Source organism: Undibacterium sp. 5I2 (genome assembly GCF_035019605.1).
Classification (GTDB): Bacteria; Pseudomonadota; Gammaproteobacteria; order Burkholderiales; family Burkholderiaceae_D; genus Undibacterium.
Genome location: NZ_JASJVS010000083.1, coordinates 1 through 13,770, shown reverse-complemented (window position 1 = coordinate 13,770; position 13,770 = coordinate 1). Strand labels below are relative to the sequence as shown.

At 54.4% G+C, this 13,770-nt stretch carries 13 protein-coding genes; 6 read left to right on the top strand and 7 right to left on the bottom strand.

What is annotated here, in order from left to right:
• Positions 1-144: 144 nt before the first annotated feature.
• Positions 145-1,275, bottom strand: a complete 1,131-nt coding sequence (ribD, locus tag QN359_RS18340) for a bifunctional diaminohydroxyphosphoribosylaminopyrimidine deaminase/5-amino-6-(5-phosphoribosylamino)uracil reductase RibD (protein WP_322247594.1) — start codon at positions 1,273-1,275, stop codon at positions 145-147.
• Positions 1,275-2,363 (bottom strand): iron-sulfur cluster carrier protein ApbC, encoded by a 1,089-nt coding sequence (gene apbC, locus QN359_RS18335; RefSeq protein ID WP_322247593.1) that lies wholly within the window; start codon positions 2,361-2,363, stop codon positions 1,275-1,277. The genes ribD and apbC overlap by 1 nt, the downstream gene beginning before the upstream one ends.
• A gap of 240 nt (positions 2,364-2,603) precedes the next feature.
• Here apbC and QN359_RS18330 point away from each other — a divergent pair, with 240 nt between their 5' ends.
• Both QN359_RS18330 and QN359_RS18325 read left to right on the top strand, forming a co-directional pair.
• A complete protein-coding gene (locus QN359_RS18330; protein ID WP_322247592.1) occupies positions 2,604-2,900 on the top strand; it encodes a hypothetical protein in 297 nt (98 codons plus the stop codon).
• On the top strand, positions 2,897-3,574 hold the full coding sequence (locus QN359_RS18325) for a nucleotidyl transferase AbiEii/AbiGii toxin family protein (RefSeq protein ID WP_322247591.1): 678 nt from the start codon (positions 2,897-2,899) through the stop codon (positions 3,572-3,574). The genes QN359_RS18330 and QN359_RS18325 overlap by 4 nt, the downstream gene beginning before the upstream one ends.
• Before the next feature lie 35 nt (positions 3,575-3,609).
• On the opposite strand, the gene QN359_RS18320 is transcribed toward QN359_RS18325, so the two are convergent.
• A complete protein-coding gene (locus QN359_RS18320) occupies positions 3,610-4,749 on the bottom strand; it encodes an ABC transporter substrate-binding protein (protein ID WP_322247590.1) in 1,140 nt (379 codons plus the stop codon).
• 676 nt (positions 4,750-5,425) lie between these two features.
• On the opposite strand from QN359_RS18320, the gene ycaO reads away from it, so the two are divergent.
• The 3 genes from ycaO to fumC all read left to right on the top strand — a co-directional run bounded on the left by ycaO (position 5,426) and on the right by fumC (position 9,192).
• Positions 5,426-7,144 carry a 30S ribosomal protein S12 methylthiotransferase accessory factor YcaO gene (gene ycaO / locus QN359_RS18315; RefSeq protein ID WP_322247589.1) on the top strand — a complete coding sequence of 573 codons (1,719 nt, stop codon included), beginning with the start codon at positions 5,426-5,428 and terminating at the stop codon, positions 7,142-7,144.
• A 286-nt stretch (positions 7,145-7,430) separates the two neighbouring features.
• Positions 7,431-7,718, top strand: a complete 288-nt coding sequence (locus QN359_RS18310) for a BrnA antitoxin family protein (RefSeq protein ID WP_322247588.1) — start codon at positions 7,431-7,433, stop codon at positions 7,716-7,718.
• A 79-nt stretch (positions 7,719-7,797) separates the two neighbouring features.
• Complete coding sequence (gene fumC, locus QN359_RS18305) at positions 7,798-9,192, top strand: class II fumarate hydratase (RefSeq protein ID WP_322247587.1); 1,395 nt, start codon at positions 7,798-7,800, stop codon at positions 9,190-9,192.
• Positions 9,193-9,270: 78 nt separating this feature from the next.
• On the opposite strand, the gene QN359_RS18300 is transcribed toward fumC, so the two are convergent.
• Positions 9,271-9,627, bottom strand: a complete 357-nt coding sequence (locus QN359_RS18300; RefSeq protein ID WP_322247586.1) for a hypothetical protein — start codon at positions 9,625-9,627, stop codon at positions 9,271-9,273.
• Positions 9,628-10,072: 445 nt separating this feature from the next.
• Here QN359_RS18300 and QN359_RS18295 point away from each other — a divergent pair, with 445 nt between their 5' ends.
• The gene (locus QN359_RS18295) at positions 10,073-10,813 is read left to right on the top strand and encodes a hypothetical protein (protein ID WP_322247585.1); all 741 of its coding nucleotides are present in this window, start codon (positions 10,073-10,075) and stop codon (positions 10,811-10,813) included.
• Positions 10,814-10,940: 127 nt separating this feature from the next.
• On the opposite strand, the gene QN359_RS18290 is transcribed toward QN359_RS18295, so the two are convergent.
• The 3 genes from QN359_RS18290 to QN359_RS18280 all read right to left on the bottom strand — a co-directional run bounded on the left by QN359_RS18290 (position 10,941) and on the right by QN359_RS18280 (position 13,140).
• Positions 10,941-11,279 (bottom strand): toxin-antitoxin system HicB family antitoxin, encoded by a 339-nt coding sequence (locus QN359_RS18290; RefSeq protein ID WP_322247584.1) that lies wholly within the window; start codon positions 11,277-11,279, stop codon positions 10,941-10,943.
• Positions 11,266-11,526 (bottom strand): type II toxin-antitoxin system HicA family toxin, encoded by a 261-nt coding sequence (locus QN359_RS18285; RefSeq protein ID WP_322247583.1) that lies wholly within the window; start codon positions 11,524-11,526, stop codon positions 11,266-11,268. Before QN359_RS18285 ends, QN359_RS18290 begins: the two co-directional genes overlap by 14 nt.
• 372 nt (positions 11,527-11,898) lie before the next feature.
• Positions 11,899-13,140, bottom strand: coding sequence for an oligosaccharide flippase family protein (locus QN359_RS18280; protein WP_322247582.1), 1,242 nt, complete (start codon positions 13,138-13,140; stop codon positions 11,899-11,901).
• Positions 13,141-13,770 lie beyond the last annotated feature (630 nt).

The following is a 13,770-nucleotide window of genomic DNA, read 5'->3' as shown; positions in this document are numbered from 1 at the left end:
GGCCGGTGAGCGACGAAGGAGCGACCCGATGGGAGGGGATGCAAACCCCTTCCAGAGTCTTTTCCATCGTCGCTTGCGACGATCCATTAAGTTGCTTCACGCCCACCCGTCATTACCGTATACGCCCACCCCGTCATTCTGCGTTCAAACACCAGGTTTGAAGCGCGCCCGCAAACGCACATCGGCACCAAGCAGCAAAGTATCTTGAAACACCAACTGCTGCGCCGCATCGACATGTTCAATCAAGGGTAAATGAAACAAACCCGCTCCAGCCCCTAATAATTTCGGTGCCAAATACAGCAATAATTCATCCACGCAATCGGCCGCAATCAAGGCCCCATTCAATACCGCCCCGGCTTCGACATGCACTTCATTGATCTGGCGACGGCCAAGCTCGGCAATCAGCGCCAACAAATCGACGCGCCCGTCGGCCGCCGGCAAACACAGAATCTCGGCACCACGCGCCTGCAAAGCCGCACTGCGCTCGACATCAATGGCAGCACACACCAACAACACCGCTCCCTCATCAAAAATGCGTGCCGTCGGCGGCACCCGCAAAGCCGAATCGAGCACCACCCTTAATGGTTGGCACACCGCGCCGGCATCACGCACCGTCAATTGCGGATCATCGGCCAGCACCGTACCGCTGCCGGTCAAAATCACATCGGCACGGGCACGCCACAAATGTCCATCGCGGCGTGCCTGTGGCCCGGTAATCCACTGGCTTTGTCCATTCGGTAACGCGGTTTTACCATCAACACTGGCCGCCACCTTCATGCGCACCCATGGCAAACCACTCTCCATGCGACAAAAGAAACCGATATTGAGCTCACGCGCAGCCAGCGCCAGATCGGCCAAGCCGAGCTGATCGGCCCAATCAAACGCCACGCCGGCGTCCAGCAACATCGCTCGCCCTTGCCCCGCCACCTGCGGATTAGCATCTTGTAGCGCTGCCACCACACGCACGATGCCCGCCTCGATCAAGGCATTCGCACACGGCGGCGTGCGGCCGTAATGACTGCACGGCTCCAGCGTCACATACGCGGTCGCCCCGACCAGCGTATGCCCGGCCGCAACCGCAGCGCGCAGCGCCTGCACCTCGGCATGCGCCTGCCCAAGCGGCTGCGTGAAACCCTGGCCCAGCACCTGCCCATCGCGTACCAACACACAACCCACCTTGGGGTTCGGTGCAGTATCCATCCCAACCCGCTGCGCCAGCGCCAACGCCAGCGTCAACCAATCACGATCACTGCCGGAACTGAGCGCGGCATTCATCAGGTACGCGAAATCGTGATACTAGGGAATTTACTCGTCATGTCTTTGGCTTTTTCCGCCACCTTCACCGCCAGCTTGCGGGCGATTTCTTTATACATCACAGCGATCGGTCCGTCCGGATCGGCGACTACGGTAGGTCGACCGGAATCGGCTTGTTCACGGATCGCCATCGTCAACGGCAGAGCGCCAAGGAAATCGACACCATAATCGGCACACATCTTCTGCCCGCCCCCCTCACCGAAAATCGCTTCGGCATGACCGCAGTGAGAGCAAATGTGCGTACTCATGTTTTCAATGATGCCGAGAATAGGAATGCCGACTTTTTCAAACATCTTCAAACCCTTGCGCGCATCGAGCAAGGCGATGTCCTGCGGCGTGGTAACGATCACCGCACCGGTCACCGGTACTTTTTGCGACAAGGTTAATTGCACATCGCCTGTACCAGGTGGCATATCGACGATCAAATAATCAAGATCGCGCCAATTGGTTTGCTCCAGCAATTGTTGCAAGGCTTGCGTAACGATAGGGCCGCGCCACACCATAGGCTCATCAGGGTCGATCATGAAACCAATCGACGACACCTGCAAGCCGTGGTTTTCCAGCGGCTCCATGGTTTTACCATCGACCGTTTCCGGCCGCCCCGAAATACCCATCATCATCGGCTGCGACGGCCCGTAAATATCGGCGTCGAGAATACCCACAGCCGCACCTTCAGACGCCAGCGCCAGCGCCAGATTCGCCGCCGTGGTCGACTTACCGACCCCACCCTTGCCAGAAGCCACGGCAATGATGTTTTTCACATTCGGCATCAACTTGATCCCGCGCTGCACCGCATGCGCGACGATCTTCGAGCTCACATTCACACTCACATTGCCAACGCCAGGCACGGCACGCAAGGCGGCGATGACACTCTTACGTATCAAATCAAACTGACTGCGCGCCGGATAACCGAGCTCGACGTCGAGGCTGACATCGCTGCCATCGAGGCGAATATTTTTAGCCGATTTGCTGCTGACCAGATCCTGTGCGGTATTCGGGTCGATCACGGTGGCTAAGGCCGTTTTAATATCTTCAATGCTCAATGTCATGTCAATCTCCATTCAATCCCGCCAGTCTAGCGCAAAAAGCGGGCTAGCCAACGATAGCCTTGCACAGCAGCAGAGTATCTGCTGTGAAGAATGCAAGTCTCACCGGCAGCGCGACGCCTGCGCGCGCAGCTTCCCATGCGCATTCAGGCAGACCAATGCACCCTGATCAGCTTGTCATTTTCCTTGTGAAGACCTAAGATTGAACAATTCGAGACACCATAGCCGTGGATACGACTTCATATGTCTGCTTTAAACAAACAAACCCTTCAAGCTTTGGCCAGCAAATATATCTGGTGGAAGTCCGCCAGTGAAGCGGCATCGATGCCGGAACGACTGATTGCTCAGGTAATGAATATCGGCGACTACGCCGATGTCGAATTACTCACCGCGCAAATCGACCAAACGGTCTTGCGCGACGTGTTGTTACACGCACAGGCCGGCCAGTTCAACGAGCGCTCTTGGGCTTATTGGCACTATCGACTGGGCATTTGTGAACAGGGTCAGGTACCAGCCCTCCCTGTGAGAAAATTTGTATGACCAAAAATTTACCCGCCAATTTGGCTATATTGCCTATGGCGCAGCAAGCACTTTGGCCTCACCTTCGTCATATACCTGATGCAGGTTTCATACTGTATGGCGGTACCGCAATTGCACTGAGATTGGGCCATCGTCAATCAATCGATTTCGATTTTTTTTCAGACAGGTCACTTGACAAGGCAGACATCATTAAAGCGTTTCCATTAGCTGCAAAATCTACCAGCCTCCAAGACCGAGATAATACTTGGGTTATGCTGGTCTCAGGCAGCCAAGAAGAATCCGTCAAGGTATCCTTTTTTGGTGCACTCGATTTCGGAAGAGTGGGTGAACCGGAACTGACACAAGATGGCGTACTCCAAGTCGCCTCACTGGACGACCTGATGGCGACCAAAGTCAAAGTCATTCTTCAACGCGCAGAAGCCAAAGATTATCGCGACATTGCTGCAATGGTGAATGCAGGGGTGAGTCTGTCACGAGGACTGGCTTCTGCTCGCCTGCTGTTTGGTCCGAATTTCCAAGCCAGTGAGAGCCTCAAAGCTCTGGTTTACTTCAACGACGGCGATCTCAACACCCTGACTGAGACTGAAAAAAATACTTTGGTCAACGCGGTCAAATCGATAGTGAAGCTTCCCTCAGTAAATCTGCGCTCCAGTCGCTTGAGCGACATGCTCTGAAAATGACGCGAGAAGCGCACCGCCACAAGCACACCTCAATGCATGAAACGCCCATCACGCCCCACCACCGTCAGATCGATAAAATCCGACCCGTTATGACTCTGGCTGCTGAACTTCACATCAAAACCGCCGGTATGGTAAGTGCCCATCCCCTCAAGCGCACGAATCAAACCCTCACGCGTGAGATTGGCACCAGTTCGCCGCAAGCCCTCGACCAACACTTTGGCAGCGATGAAGCCCTCGACACTGACATAGCTGGCAGTATGCCCATGCTTACCGACATACCATTGATGATATTCCTTGATAACCGGATTGATATCATCCCACGGTGCCGGCATGACTTGTGAAATCATAATGCCGCGTGCATCCGCACCCAACTCGTGCACCAAGGCTTCGCTGCCGACAAAGGAAATATTCCAAAACACTGGCATCGTCCCCCCACCCTTATGCATTTCCTTGATAAAGGCTGCACTCGAGGTATACGCCGACACCATCACCACCGCCTGCGGCTGCAAGCGCCGTAGCGCCGCCACTGCCGCCTTGACTTCACTGCTGTTACGCTCGACGGTCGCCACCCCAAGCACAGCAATATTGCGCTTGGCCAGCGCGCGCTGAATACTTTCCAAACCGGCCTGGCCATAGGCGTCGTTTTGATATAACACCGCAATCTTGCTCATCGCCAGCGTGGTCGCATGCTCAACGATGCGATCCATCTCTTGCGCATACGAAGCGCGCACATGAAAAATATAATGATCGAGCGGTTCGCGCAAAGACTGCGCCCCGGTATAGGGGGCAAAAAAGGGTATCCCTTCCTTACGTACCAACGGCAAAGCCGCATTCGAGGTCGCCGTGCCGACATAGCCGAACAAGGCAAACACACCATCCTTACCGCTCAGGGCTCGGGTATTGCTGGCTGCACGCTCGGCTTCGTAACCATCATCGAGCGTTTTCAGCGTAATCTGTCGTCCCGCCACCCCACCCTGGGCATTCACCATATCAAAATACGCTTGCGCACCATCGCGCATACCCTGCCCCAATTCCTGCGCCGGACCAGACAAAGCGGCCGACTGCCCGAGCGTAATGGTTTTCGCCGTCACACCGGTTTCTGCGCCGGCCAGTGCGGCCCAAAAAAACATACTGCAGCCGAATAATTGTAAGTAATTTGGTTTTGACATACGAAAGACCTGAAAAAAATAAAAGAAAACACCGACGTCAGCAGCCAACCACGCCAACACAAAATTTGCCTATACTAACCGCATACTCAGCGAACTTTATGACATATCCTTGACAAAATTATTTCCCCAGCTTGCCACGCACGCATATAAAGGCGCGCACACGGCAATGACGAAGTGGGCGACGATTGCCGCCGGCACGAAAACGACGCATAACAAGCACCCCACGCTTCGTCGTTCCCGCGCAGGCGGGAACCCATGCCACGCCGTCGATAACATCGGCCTTGTCATATCGTCGTTCCCGCGCAGGCGGGAATCCAGTGGCACGCCAGTGCCTTCGAAGTAGGCAGTTAAATCAAGTGCGCTCTTTTTTCGCTGCACAATACAGCACCGCTCGCCCCGGCTTGCCACGCACGCAGATAAAGGCGCTCACGCGCCACTGGATTGCCGCCTACGCGGCAATGACGAAGTAGGCGACTATTTACTCCTAAGCGGCAATGACGAAGTGGCCAACTCATACCAACGAAAAACCCTTTTACGACAGCCACAATCAGCACGAAAACAAGGACATACAAAAAACATATCCGTATTTTTCACACTGTATCTGTTCAAAAAAAAACGCCAATGCCCCCACTTTGGTGTAAATTGCGCCCATCTTTTTACTTTTTTTGGGGCCACGATGCAAACCGAAAGCTTTATCATAGGCAAAGATGCCTCTCTCGAATCCACCATCCGCACCATGCAAAGCAAGCTCGCCCAACGCGGCTTCGTTTTGAATGAATCTTCATGGCTCAATGAAATCGAAGGCATCTGGTCAGTCCACGTGAAAGACCAAGAATGCCCGATGTTATTCGCCAATGGCAAAGGCGGTACAGAATTAGCGGCGCGTGCCAGCGCCCTCGGCGAATTTTTCGAACGCCTCGGCACCCACTATTTCTGGACCCACTTCTACCTCGGTGCCACGCGCGCCGCCGGCACTTTCGTCCACTACCCGCAAGAACGCTGGTTTGCCCCGAACGAAGACGGCAGCTGGCCGGCCGAGATGCTCAACCCGGAACTGCACGAGTTCTACAACCCCGATGGTGAAATCGATGCCGCCGTACTGGTTGACCTGAATTCCGGCAATGTCGAGCGCGGCATCTGCACCCTGCCCTACCTGCGTTTGTCCGACGGTGCACTGGCCTACATCCCGGTCAACATCATCGGCAACCTGTATGTCAGCAATGGCATGGCCGCCGGTAACACCATGATGGAAGCGCGCAGCCAAGCGCTGTCAGAAATTTTTGAACGCCACATCAAATACCGCATCATCAGCGAAGGCATGTGCCTGCCTGAAGTACCGGACCAAGTCATCGCGCGCTTTCCCCGCATCGCTGCCGGTATCGCCGGTCTGCGCCAAGCCGGTTTTGGCATCGTCGTGCGCGACGCTTCGCTAGGCGGCCAATATCCGGTCATGAACGTCACCCTGCTGCACCCGAAAGACCAAGGCATCTTCGCCAGCTTCGGTGCCCATCCGCGTTTTGAAATCGCACTTGAACGCGCCCTCACCGAACTGCTGCAAGGCCGCGCCCTCGACACCCTCGAAGGCTTTCCTGAAGCCGGCTTCGACATGGATGAAATCAATGCCGTTGCCAATCTCGAAATCCACTTCGTCGACTCCAGCGGCGTCATCAGCTGGGATTTTTTAGGCGACACCCCGGACTTTGACTTCGTCGATTGGAACTTCAGCAACAGCACCGCCGAAGACTATGCCTGGCTGGTCGATGCCATCCACGCCGAAGAACGCGACATCTACGTAGCCGACTTCGAAGAACAAGGCGCCTACAGCTGCCGCATCTTAGTACCAGGCATGTCGGAAATTTATCCGGTGGAAGATCTGGAATGGGAAAACAACAGCGTCGGCAATCAAATCCGCCCGGCCTTGGTGCGTTTGCATGACTTAAGCAAAGACGAATGCAGCGAGCTGCTGGCCGACCTGCAAACCATGAACCTCAACGACGAACGGCCGTTGTGGGAAATTCTCGGTCTGGCCATACCAGTCGGCACGCCATGGAAACAACTGCGCATCGGTGAACTCAAAACCCTGCTGGCCTTGGCAGTCGGCGACCACAGCGCCATCCTCGAAGGCTGCGACTGGATACACCATTTCAACGACCTTTCCAAAGACCGCCGCGTCGTCTACCGCTGCATAGAAAGCATCCTCAAGCTGGAAGACAAAGAAGACTACCTGCGCGCGCTCATTCTGCTGTACGGCGAAACCACCTTCCGCCAAGCCGAAGCCCTGCTCGACGGCAGCGAACGCTTCTTCGGCCTGGTCGAACTCGGCAGCGACATGCAAGGCAGCGCCATGCACCAAAGCTTGCTGGCCGCTTACGATAAATTGTTTGCCGCCGAATAAACGCGACACCTGACCAACCTGACAACAAGCCGCAGCAATGCGGCTTGTTCGTTTCTCACCAGGCCAATGGTGCGCATGCTTCAGAACAAAGCCAGATTGTCGTGAAAATTCTTGAATTGATCAATATTCGTAGCTACAATTAACTATGAAAATCAGCTTTGATCCCCTAAAAGATGCCAGCAACAAAGCAAAACATGGCATTCCTTTGGGCGCTGCCGCGCAACTCGAGTGGAGCGAGGCCTTAATCGATGTGGATAATCGATATCGAACAGAGAGATTCACTATTATGCAAATCAAATCTAAATCAGGCCGCCTTCCCAGCTTGCTTACGGCTGACGAAGATGCCCTCGCTACGGCTGCCGCCTTATCAGACCCAGACAATCTGCCATGGACGGACCAACAATTGGCCGAACTGAAGTTAACACGCCCCCGTGGCCGCCCGTTCGGCAGCGGCACCAAAGAGCAAATCACGCTGCGCATTGATCGTACGGTACTGGCGGCCTTCCGCGCCGGCGGCGCAGGCTGGCAAACCCGCATCAACAGAGCCCTCGAAGAATGGCTGAGCACCCATTAAGTTGTCATACTTTATCTCAGTCATCCGCCGCTTAGGAGTACACTGGTAAGCACTAACTTAGCTATTAGCAAGCAAAACAATGACTGCAACGCGTCTCGAATCTGATTCCATGGGCACGATTGAAGTAGCCTCAGATAAATACTGGGGCGCTCAAACTCAACGCTCTATCCACAATTTTCCCATCGGAACCGATCGTTTCCAGTGGCCGCCTGCAGTGATCAAAGCACTGGGAATATTGAAAAAATCTGCCGCGCTAGCCAATTTAGAACTGGGCGAATTAGATGCGGCAATAGCCCTGGCTATCATCGATGCCGCACAAGAAGTGATTGACGGAAAGCTTGATCAGCATTTCCCACTGGTGGTGTTTCAGACCGGCTCAGGTACGCAATCGAATATGAACGCCAACGAAGTCATATCCAACCGCGCAATAGAAATGCTCGGTGGCGCGATGGGCTCCAAGACCCCCATTCATCCGAACGACCATGTGAACCGAGGACAATCTTCAAATGATACCTTTCCCACCGCGATGCACATCACCGTGGTGCAAGAGCTATTGACGACACTCCTGCCTAGCTTGCTGAATTTGCGTCATACCTTCGCTGACAAAGCTGTTAAATTTGACAAAATCGTAAAAACTGGCCGTACCCATCTGCAAGATGCAACCCCCATCACACTTGGCCAAGAAATTTCCAGCTGGGTGGCACAAATTGACTATGCCAGCGAATTGATCACCGCATCGCTAGATGGGCTGTATCAGCTTGCCATTGGCGGCACTGCGGTAGGAACCGGACTCAACGCGCATCCACGCTTTGGAGAACTCTGTGCCGACCACATTGCCAAATTAACGTCCTACCCATTCCGCTCCGCGCAGAATAAATTTTTCGCCTTATCCGCACACGATGCGATGGTCAATACTTCCTCCACTTTGCGCACACTGGCCGGTGCTTTGATGAAAATTGCGAACGACGTCCGTTGGCTGGCAAGTGGTCCGCGTTGCGGCATTGGAGAAATCCTGATCCCGGAGAACGAACCGGGCTCGTCTATCATGCCAGGCAAAATTAATCCTACCCAATGCGAGGCATTAACCATGGTGTGCGCACAAGTATTTGGGAATGATGCGACAGTCGCCTTCGCTGGCAGTCAAGGCAATTTCCAATTGAACGTATTTAAACCGGTGATATTGCACAATGTATTGGAGAGCATTCAATTAATTTCCGATAGTTGCGCTGCTTTCAATGAGCACTGTGCCGTCGGCATCATGCCAAACTTGCCAGTTATCGAAGCAAATTTGGATAAAAATCTCATGCTAGTCACGGCATTGAACCGGCACATAGGCTACGATGCGGCAGCCAAGATCGCAAAAAAAGCACTGCAAGACGGCAGCACGCTGCGTGCCGCAGGGCTTGCTTTGGGGCTGATCAGTTCCGAACAATTTGATGCCTGGGTTGTGCCATATCAGATGACCCACCCTTAATTGCGCCATACCACGAGAACAAGCACGCCATGAGGAAGCGCAGCTTTCATCCCAAAGTTTTTCACCACTCAGCGCCACTCACAACAAGCCGGACAACTCCGCAGCACTGCGCGTATGCCGTTCAAACAGCAAGGCAATGAGCGCACAAATCCCACCCGGCGCAAGCCGCTGCGGCTCAAGCTGCTCCAACAACGCCAGCAGCGCCGCCAAGGCCGCGCCGCTTTCTTGTATGGCGCGGTTGATACCGTGCAGCGCATCGAAGCCGCTGCAAATCGCCGCATAGTCATCGAGCAATTGATCAAAACCAAACGCCTGCAAATCAGCCTGCGCCACACCGCGCAGCGTTTCCAAACGGGTTTGTAAAGCGTAAAGCCGGTATAAGGAGTGAGATGGTGCGGACGCATTGGTGTGCGCGCTGGGGGTGGGGACAGGCATGATGGCCTCTTGGCGGAAGTAAAAACCACGACTGTCGGGCGCGGATCGTGCCGCTGTGAGATGTGTTGAGCACCGAAGACAAGCATAGTTGAGCACATTTTATTTGGCAATCGGCTTTTATGCAAAGTCCGCGCCGCTGCCCGTGCGATGCATCTGCCCCTATGTCAGCGCTGGCCCTCGGTTGACGTCACTTGTCTGATACAGCCTGAAAATTCCTGCCCAAAACCGCACCACCATGCAGCAAATTTACGCTTTTGTAGCAAACTTCGTAGAAATGTATCGAAGTATCGCGCTTTTTCGCGCATCGTTACAGATACATACATTTCTCAGGTTCAACACCCGCTATTCTTGGCTTTGAATTTCCGTTAAGCACGTTATACCTATAGCCTGCCTCGTACAGACCAGGCGACGCAGCTATGAAAACCACTACGAAAGGAAAAAACTCATGTCCATTTCTTCACTCAGCAACAATAACCTGTCCATCTTTCAAACCCAAGCCACCTCTGCCACTTCGGGCGTGAGCAGCACCAGCTTCGGCGGCGGTGATGGCGATGGTGATGGCGGCAGCGGCGGCGTGAAACGCGCCGGTGGCCAGTTTGCCGCGGCGCTGATGCAAGCCTTGTCGCAGTTGGCCAGCAGCAGCGCTAGCAGCGCCAGCTCAGGCACCAGCGCTAGCACCACCGGCACAACAGCGAGCAGCACGGCAGTCAGCGACACCAGTAGCACTGACAGCACCAGCGCCACCGATCCGCAACAAGCCTTGGCCGCCTTTGCGCAAAGCCTGTTTGCCGCCTTGCAGGCGCAATCGGGCAACCAAACCGGCAGCAGCAGCACCAGCAGCGACAGTAGCACCAGCACCAGTGCCGTCAGCGCCAGCAGCGGCCACCATCATCATGGCGGTGGTGGTGATGTCAGCAAGCTTGAAAGCGGTTTGCAAAGCTTGATACAACAATTGAGTGCCTCAAGCAGCAGCGCCACCAGTACCAGCAGCACGAGTACCGGCAGCAGCAGCACCGACAGCTCCGACAGCAGCGCGATCGCCGCACTCAAAAGCAGTTTTTCAAATTTACTGACAGCCGAAGGCCAATCGGGCAGCACGGCCAGTTTGAGCAGCTTTTTGCAAAATCTGAGTTCGAACCTGCAAGGTGCCAGCAAGACCGGTAACGTCGTCGCCACGCAAGCTTGACCATGCTCGGCGCGGACCGTTTTTGATCAAACGCTCCGCGCCGCGCCCGGCTTCAGGCGCTGAGCAAAGTCCACGATGATGAGTATGCGTAAGTCAGCGTGGAGACAATCGCGTTCTACGGCACGGTTTATGCGGGCTTAGCGAGACGTTGTGCAACAAGCGAATTCAATGACACACCGGCCTGCGCAGCTTCCATGGCGAGCGCGCGGTGAACGCGTTTGTCGATCCGCACATTAAAGTTGCCGCTATACTCGCGGCGGGCTGGCGCGACCGGAACGATTTCGTCGCGGTTCTCGTAGCTCTCGCGCACACCGGCCCATGCTTCGGCCAATTCATTCAGTGCCGCCTCCGGCGTGAGAGCGAAAGCAGATACGCTCGGCAATTCGACAAAATGCGCCAGATAATCACCTTCGTCATCCTGATACATCGTGACGGTAAAACCATCAAATCGGTCAGTCGTGGCCATTTTCGCCTTCCCTCTCAAACTGTGTAATGAATTGTTCGACTTGATAGCCCTTGGCCTTGCCATCACGGCCCTCCTGAATGGATAAGCGATGCCCGGTCGGTGAATACCAGATTTGATGACTGCCGCGCTGGTGGTCGAATGTCCAGCTTGCGCCGCGCAATAGCTGTTGAAAGTCTTGAAACGACAATCCGCTTGGATTATTCAAGGCTTTAGAGGCTGTCGCAAAAGGGTATTGAGTCGGTATCATTACCCTAACTGGTGGCCACATCATTCCTGCGCGCTTTTGGCAGGAACCCAGCGGCGTTCGTGGTTAACTGAAAATGCCAGAAATTGTGGCATTTTCAGTGTAAAAAACGACGCTGGGTTCCCGCCAAAAGCATGCGGGAATGACGAGGTATGCGGTGTTTCAGGTGTAAAAAACGTCCATCAGGCTTTTGCGACAGCCTCTTTAGCGATGAGTTTTTCGCGCTTCATCATATCGTAACTATAGGTAGTTACAAAAATATGTCAACAATTTTTAAAACGACATAACACCGAGATCAACCTGAAACTCTTTATCATGACTAAATTTCGGCCATTACCGCTCAGACAGTAACAAAATCACTCACGCACTTGTCACTTACCACAAAGAAATTTTCTTCTGCTTCAACAGCAACACCATGGTCAAGGTGATCATCATTTCAGTGAAATACAAACTGGCGATCAAGCCACCCGATTGATAATGATAAGTCAGCCAGCCACCATACAGCGCATGCAGCGGCCCGGCGCACAGATAAATCTTACTCATGCTGCGGCTTTGTCCCAAAGCCAAAAAGCGCCATTGCGATAACATCGCCGCTACCGCAATGATAGAGGGCAGAAACGCCAAGGCCTTCAAATACCAAGAGGCCGGCGCGAAGGCCTCACCCAGATAATGCAAGGCAATGTAATCGGCCCCAAAAAACATCACCGCACCGCCGCACAGTTGTATGCCCATCATGAACCAAGCACCGCGCCGCAGCAGTATGCTGCATTCGGCCGCACTGCCCGGCTGCTGGCTTAGCGCAGCAACGCGCGGAAACAAGGCGGCCGCCACCGGTTGAATGAAACCTTGTGCAGCCACGCGGATTCTATCGGTGGCCGCAAAAAATGCGACTTGCTCGGGCAAACCGAAAAATTTTAATAAAATTAAATTCAGGGTGGTGTAAAAGCTGGTCGAGATATTCGATAAAAACACTGGCCAACCTTCTTTGAGCATACTGACGATGCTATGCCGACTGATAGACGCCGATACCAGCATACGGGTTTGCAGCAGGTACGCGAAAGAAAACAGCGCCGCCAGCAGGCCCGATATATTCTGCAGCAAAGCCGCCAACAACACATCATCATGGCTGTTCACAAAAACAAACACCAAGGGTAAGGGCAACAGCCGCGAAGTACTGGTGATGAGCGCGAGCACGCGCATTTTTTCTAAACCTTGAAACAACCAAGTGGGAAACAAGGCATTGCCGATTACGCCGATGAAGCACATCGCCAACAGCGCGGCATTTTCACGTATCGGTGCAAATGTCCCCACCAGCGCCAGGCACAGCAAGGCCGAGCACAGTGCCAGCAAGAGTTTAACGGCGATGGTATTGGCAACGATGGCCGAGACTGAAGATTTTTTTCCATCGCTAATAGCGATCAGGCGAGTGGCCGTGATGCCGAAGCCGTAATCGGTTACCAGAATAAAATACTGTATCAGCGCCTGCGCAAAACCGAGCGCGGCAAAGGCAGCGATATCGAGCGTGCGCGTCAGGTAAGGCAAGGTGGTCAGCGGCGCGAGATAAATAATTGCTTGAACCAATACCAGATACAAAATATTTTTTGTGACAGCACTCATGCGCAGGTGATCAGTAAAAAGAAAAAAACAGCACGGTTTGTTGTGCTGCGTGCGAGAAGCCCTTCATCATGTCATTCCCGTACAGCTCAGGTCTCGTCATTCCCGTACACCTCACGTCTCGTCATTCACGCACACCCCACGTCTCGTCATTCACGCACACCCCACGTCTCGTCATTCCCGCGTAGGCGGGAATCCAGCGGCGCGTAAGCGCCGTTCAGCGGCCCAGATCAACAAGCCCGGCGATGTTGCAACGCCTAAGCTGTGAAGGCACTGTCGTGCCACTGGTTTCCCGCCTGCGCGGGAATGAGGTCATGACGAGAACGGCAATGTCATCGTCGACACCCGTCATTCACGCACACCCCACGTCTCGTCATTCCCGCGTAGGCGGGAACCCAGTGGCGCGCAAGCGCCGTTCAGCGTACCAGCTAACCAAGCCCGGCGATGTTGCCGCGCCTAAGCTGTGAAGGCACTGTCGTGCCACTGGGTTCCCGCCTGCGCGGGAATGACGTCATGACGAGAACGGCAATGTCATCGTCGACACCCGTCATTCACGCACACCCCACGTCTCGTCATTCCCGCGTAGGCGGGAACCCAGTGGCGCGCAAGCGCCGTTCAGCGTACCAGCTAACC

Bases quoted from the DNA above. Each gene is read 5' to 3' on its own strand.
- QN359_RS18320 (WP_322247590.1), bottom strand. From the start codon at position 4,749: ATGTCAAAACCAAATTACTTACAATTATTCGGCTGCAGTATGTTTTTT.
- QN359_RS18310 (WP_322247588.1), top strand. From the start codon at position 7,431: ATGCAAATCAAATCTAAATCAGGCCGCCTTCCCAGCTTGCTTACGGCT.
- QN359_RS18290 (WP_322247584.1), bottom strand. From the start codon at position 11,279: ATGGCCACGACTGACCGATTTGATGGTTTTACCGTCACGATGTATCAG.
- fumC (WP_322247587.1), top strand. From the start codon at position 7,798: ATGACTGCAACGCGTCTCGAATCTGATTCCATGGGCACGATTGAAGTA.
- QN359_RS18330 (WP_322247592.1), top strand. From the start codon at position 2,604: ATGTCTGCTTTAAACAAACAAACCCTTCAAGCTTTGGCCAGCAAATAT.
- ribD (WP_322247594.1), bottom strand. From the start codon at position 1,275: ATGAATGCCGCGCTCAGTTCCGGCAGTGATCGTGATTGGTTGACGCTG.
- ycaO (WP_322247589.1), top strand. From the start codon at position 5,426: ATGCAAACCGAAAGCTTTATCATAGGCAAAGATGCCTCTCTCGAATCC.
- QN359_RS18285 (WP_322247583.1), bottom strand. From the start codon at position 11,526: ATGATACCGACTCAATACCCTTTTGCGACAGCCTCTAAAGCCTTGAAT.
- apbC (WP_322247593.1), bottom strand. From the start codon at position 2,363: ATGACATTGAGCATTGAAGATATTAAAACGGCCTTAGCCACCGTGATC.
- QN359_RS18300 (WP_322247586.1), bottom strand. From the start codon at position 9,627: ATGCCTGTCCCCACCCCCAGCGCGCACACCAATGCGTCCGCACCATCT.
- QN359_RS18295 (WP_322247585.1), top strand. From the start codon at position 10,073: ATGTCCATTTCTTCACTCAGCAACAATAACCTGTCCATCTTTCAAACC.
- QN359_RS18280 (WP_322247582.1), bottom strand. From the start codon at position 13,140: ATGAGTGCTGTCACAAAAAATATTTTGTATCTGGTATTGGTTCAAGCA.
- QN359_RS18325 (WP_322247591.1), top strand. From the start codon at position 2,897: ATGACCAAAAATTTACCCGCCAATTTGGCTATATTGCCTATGGCGCAG.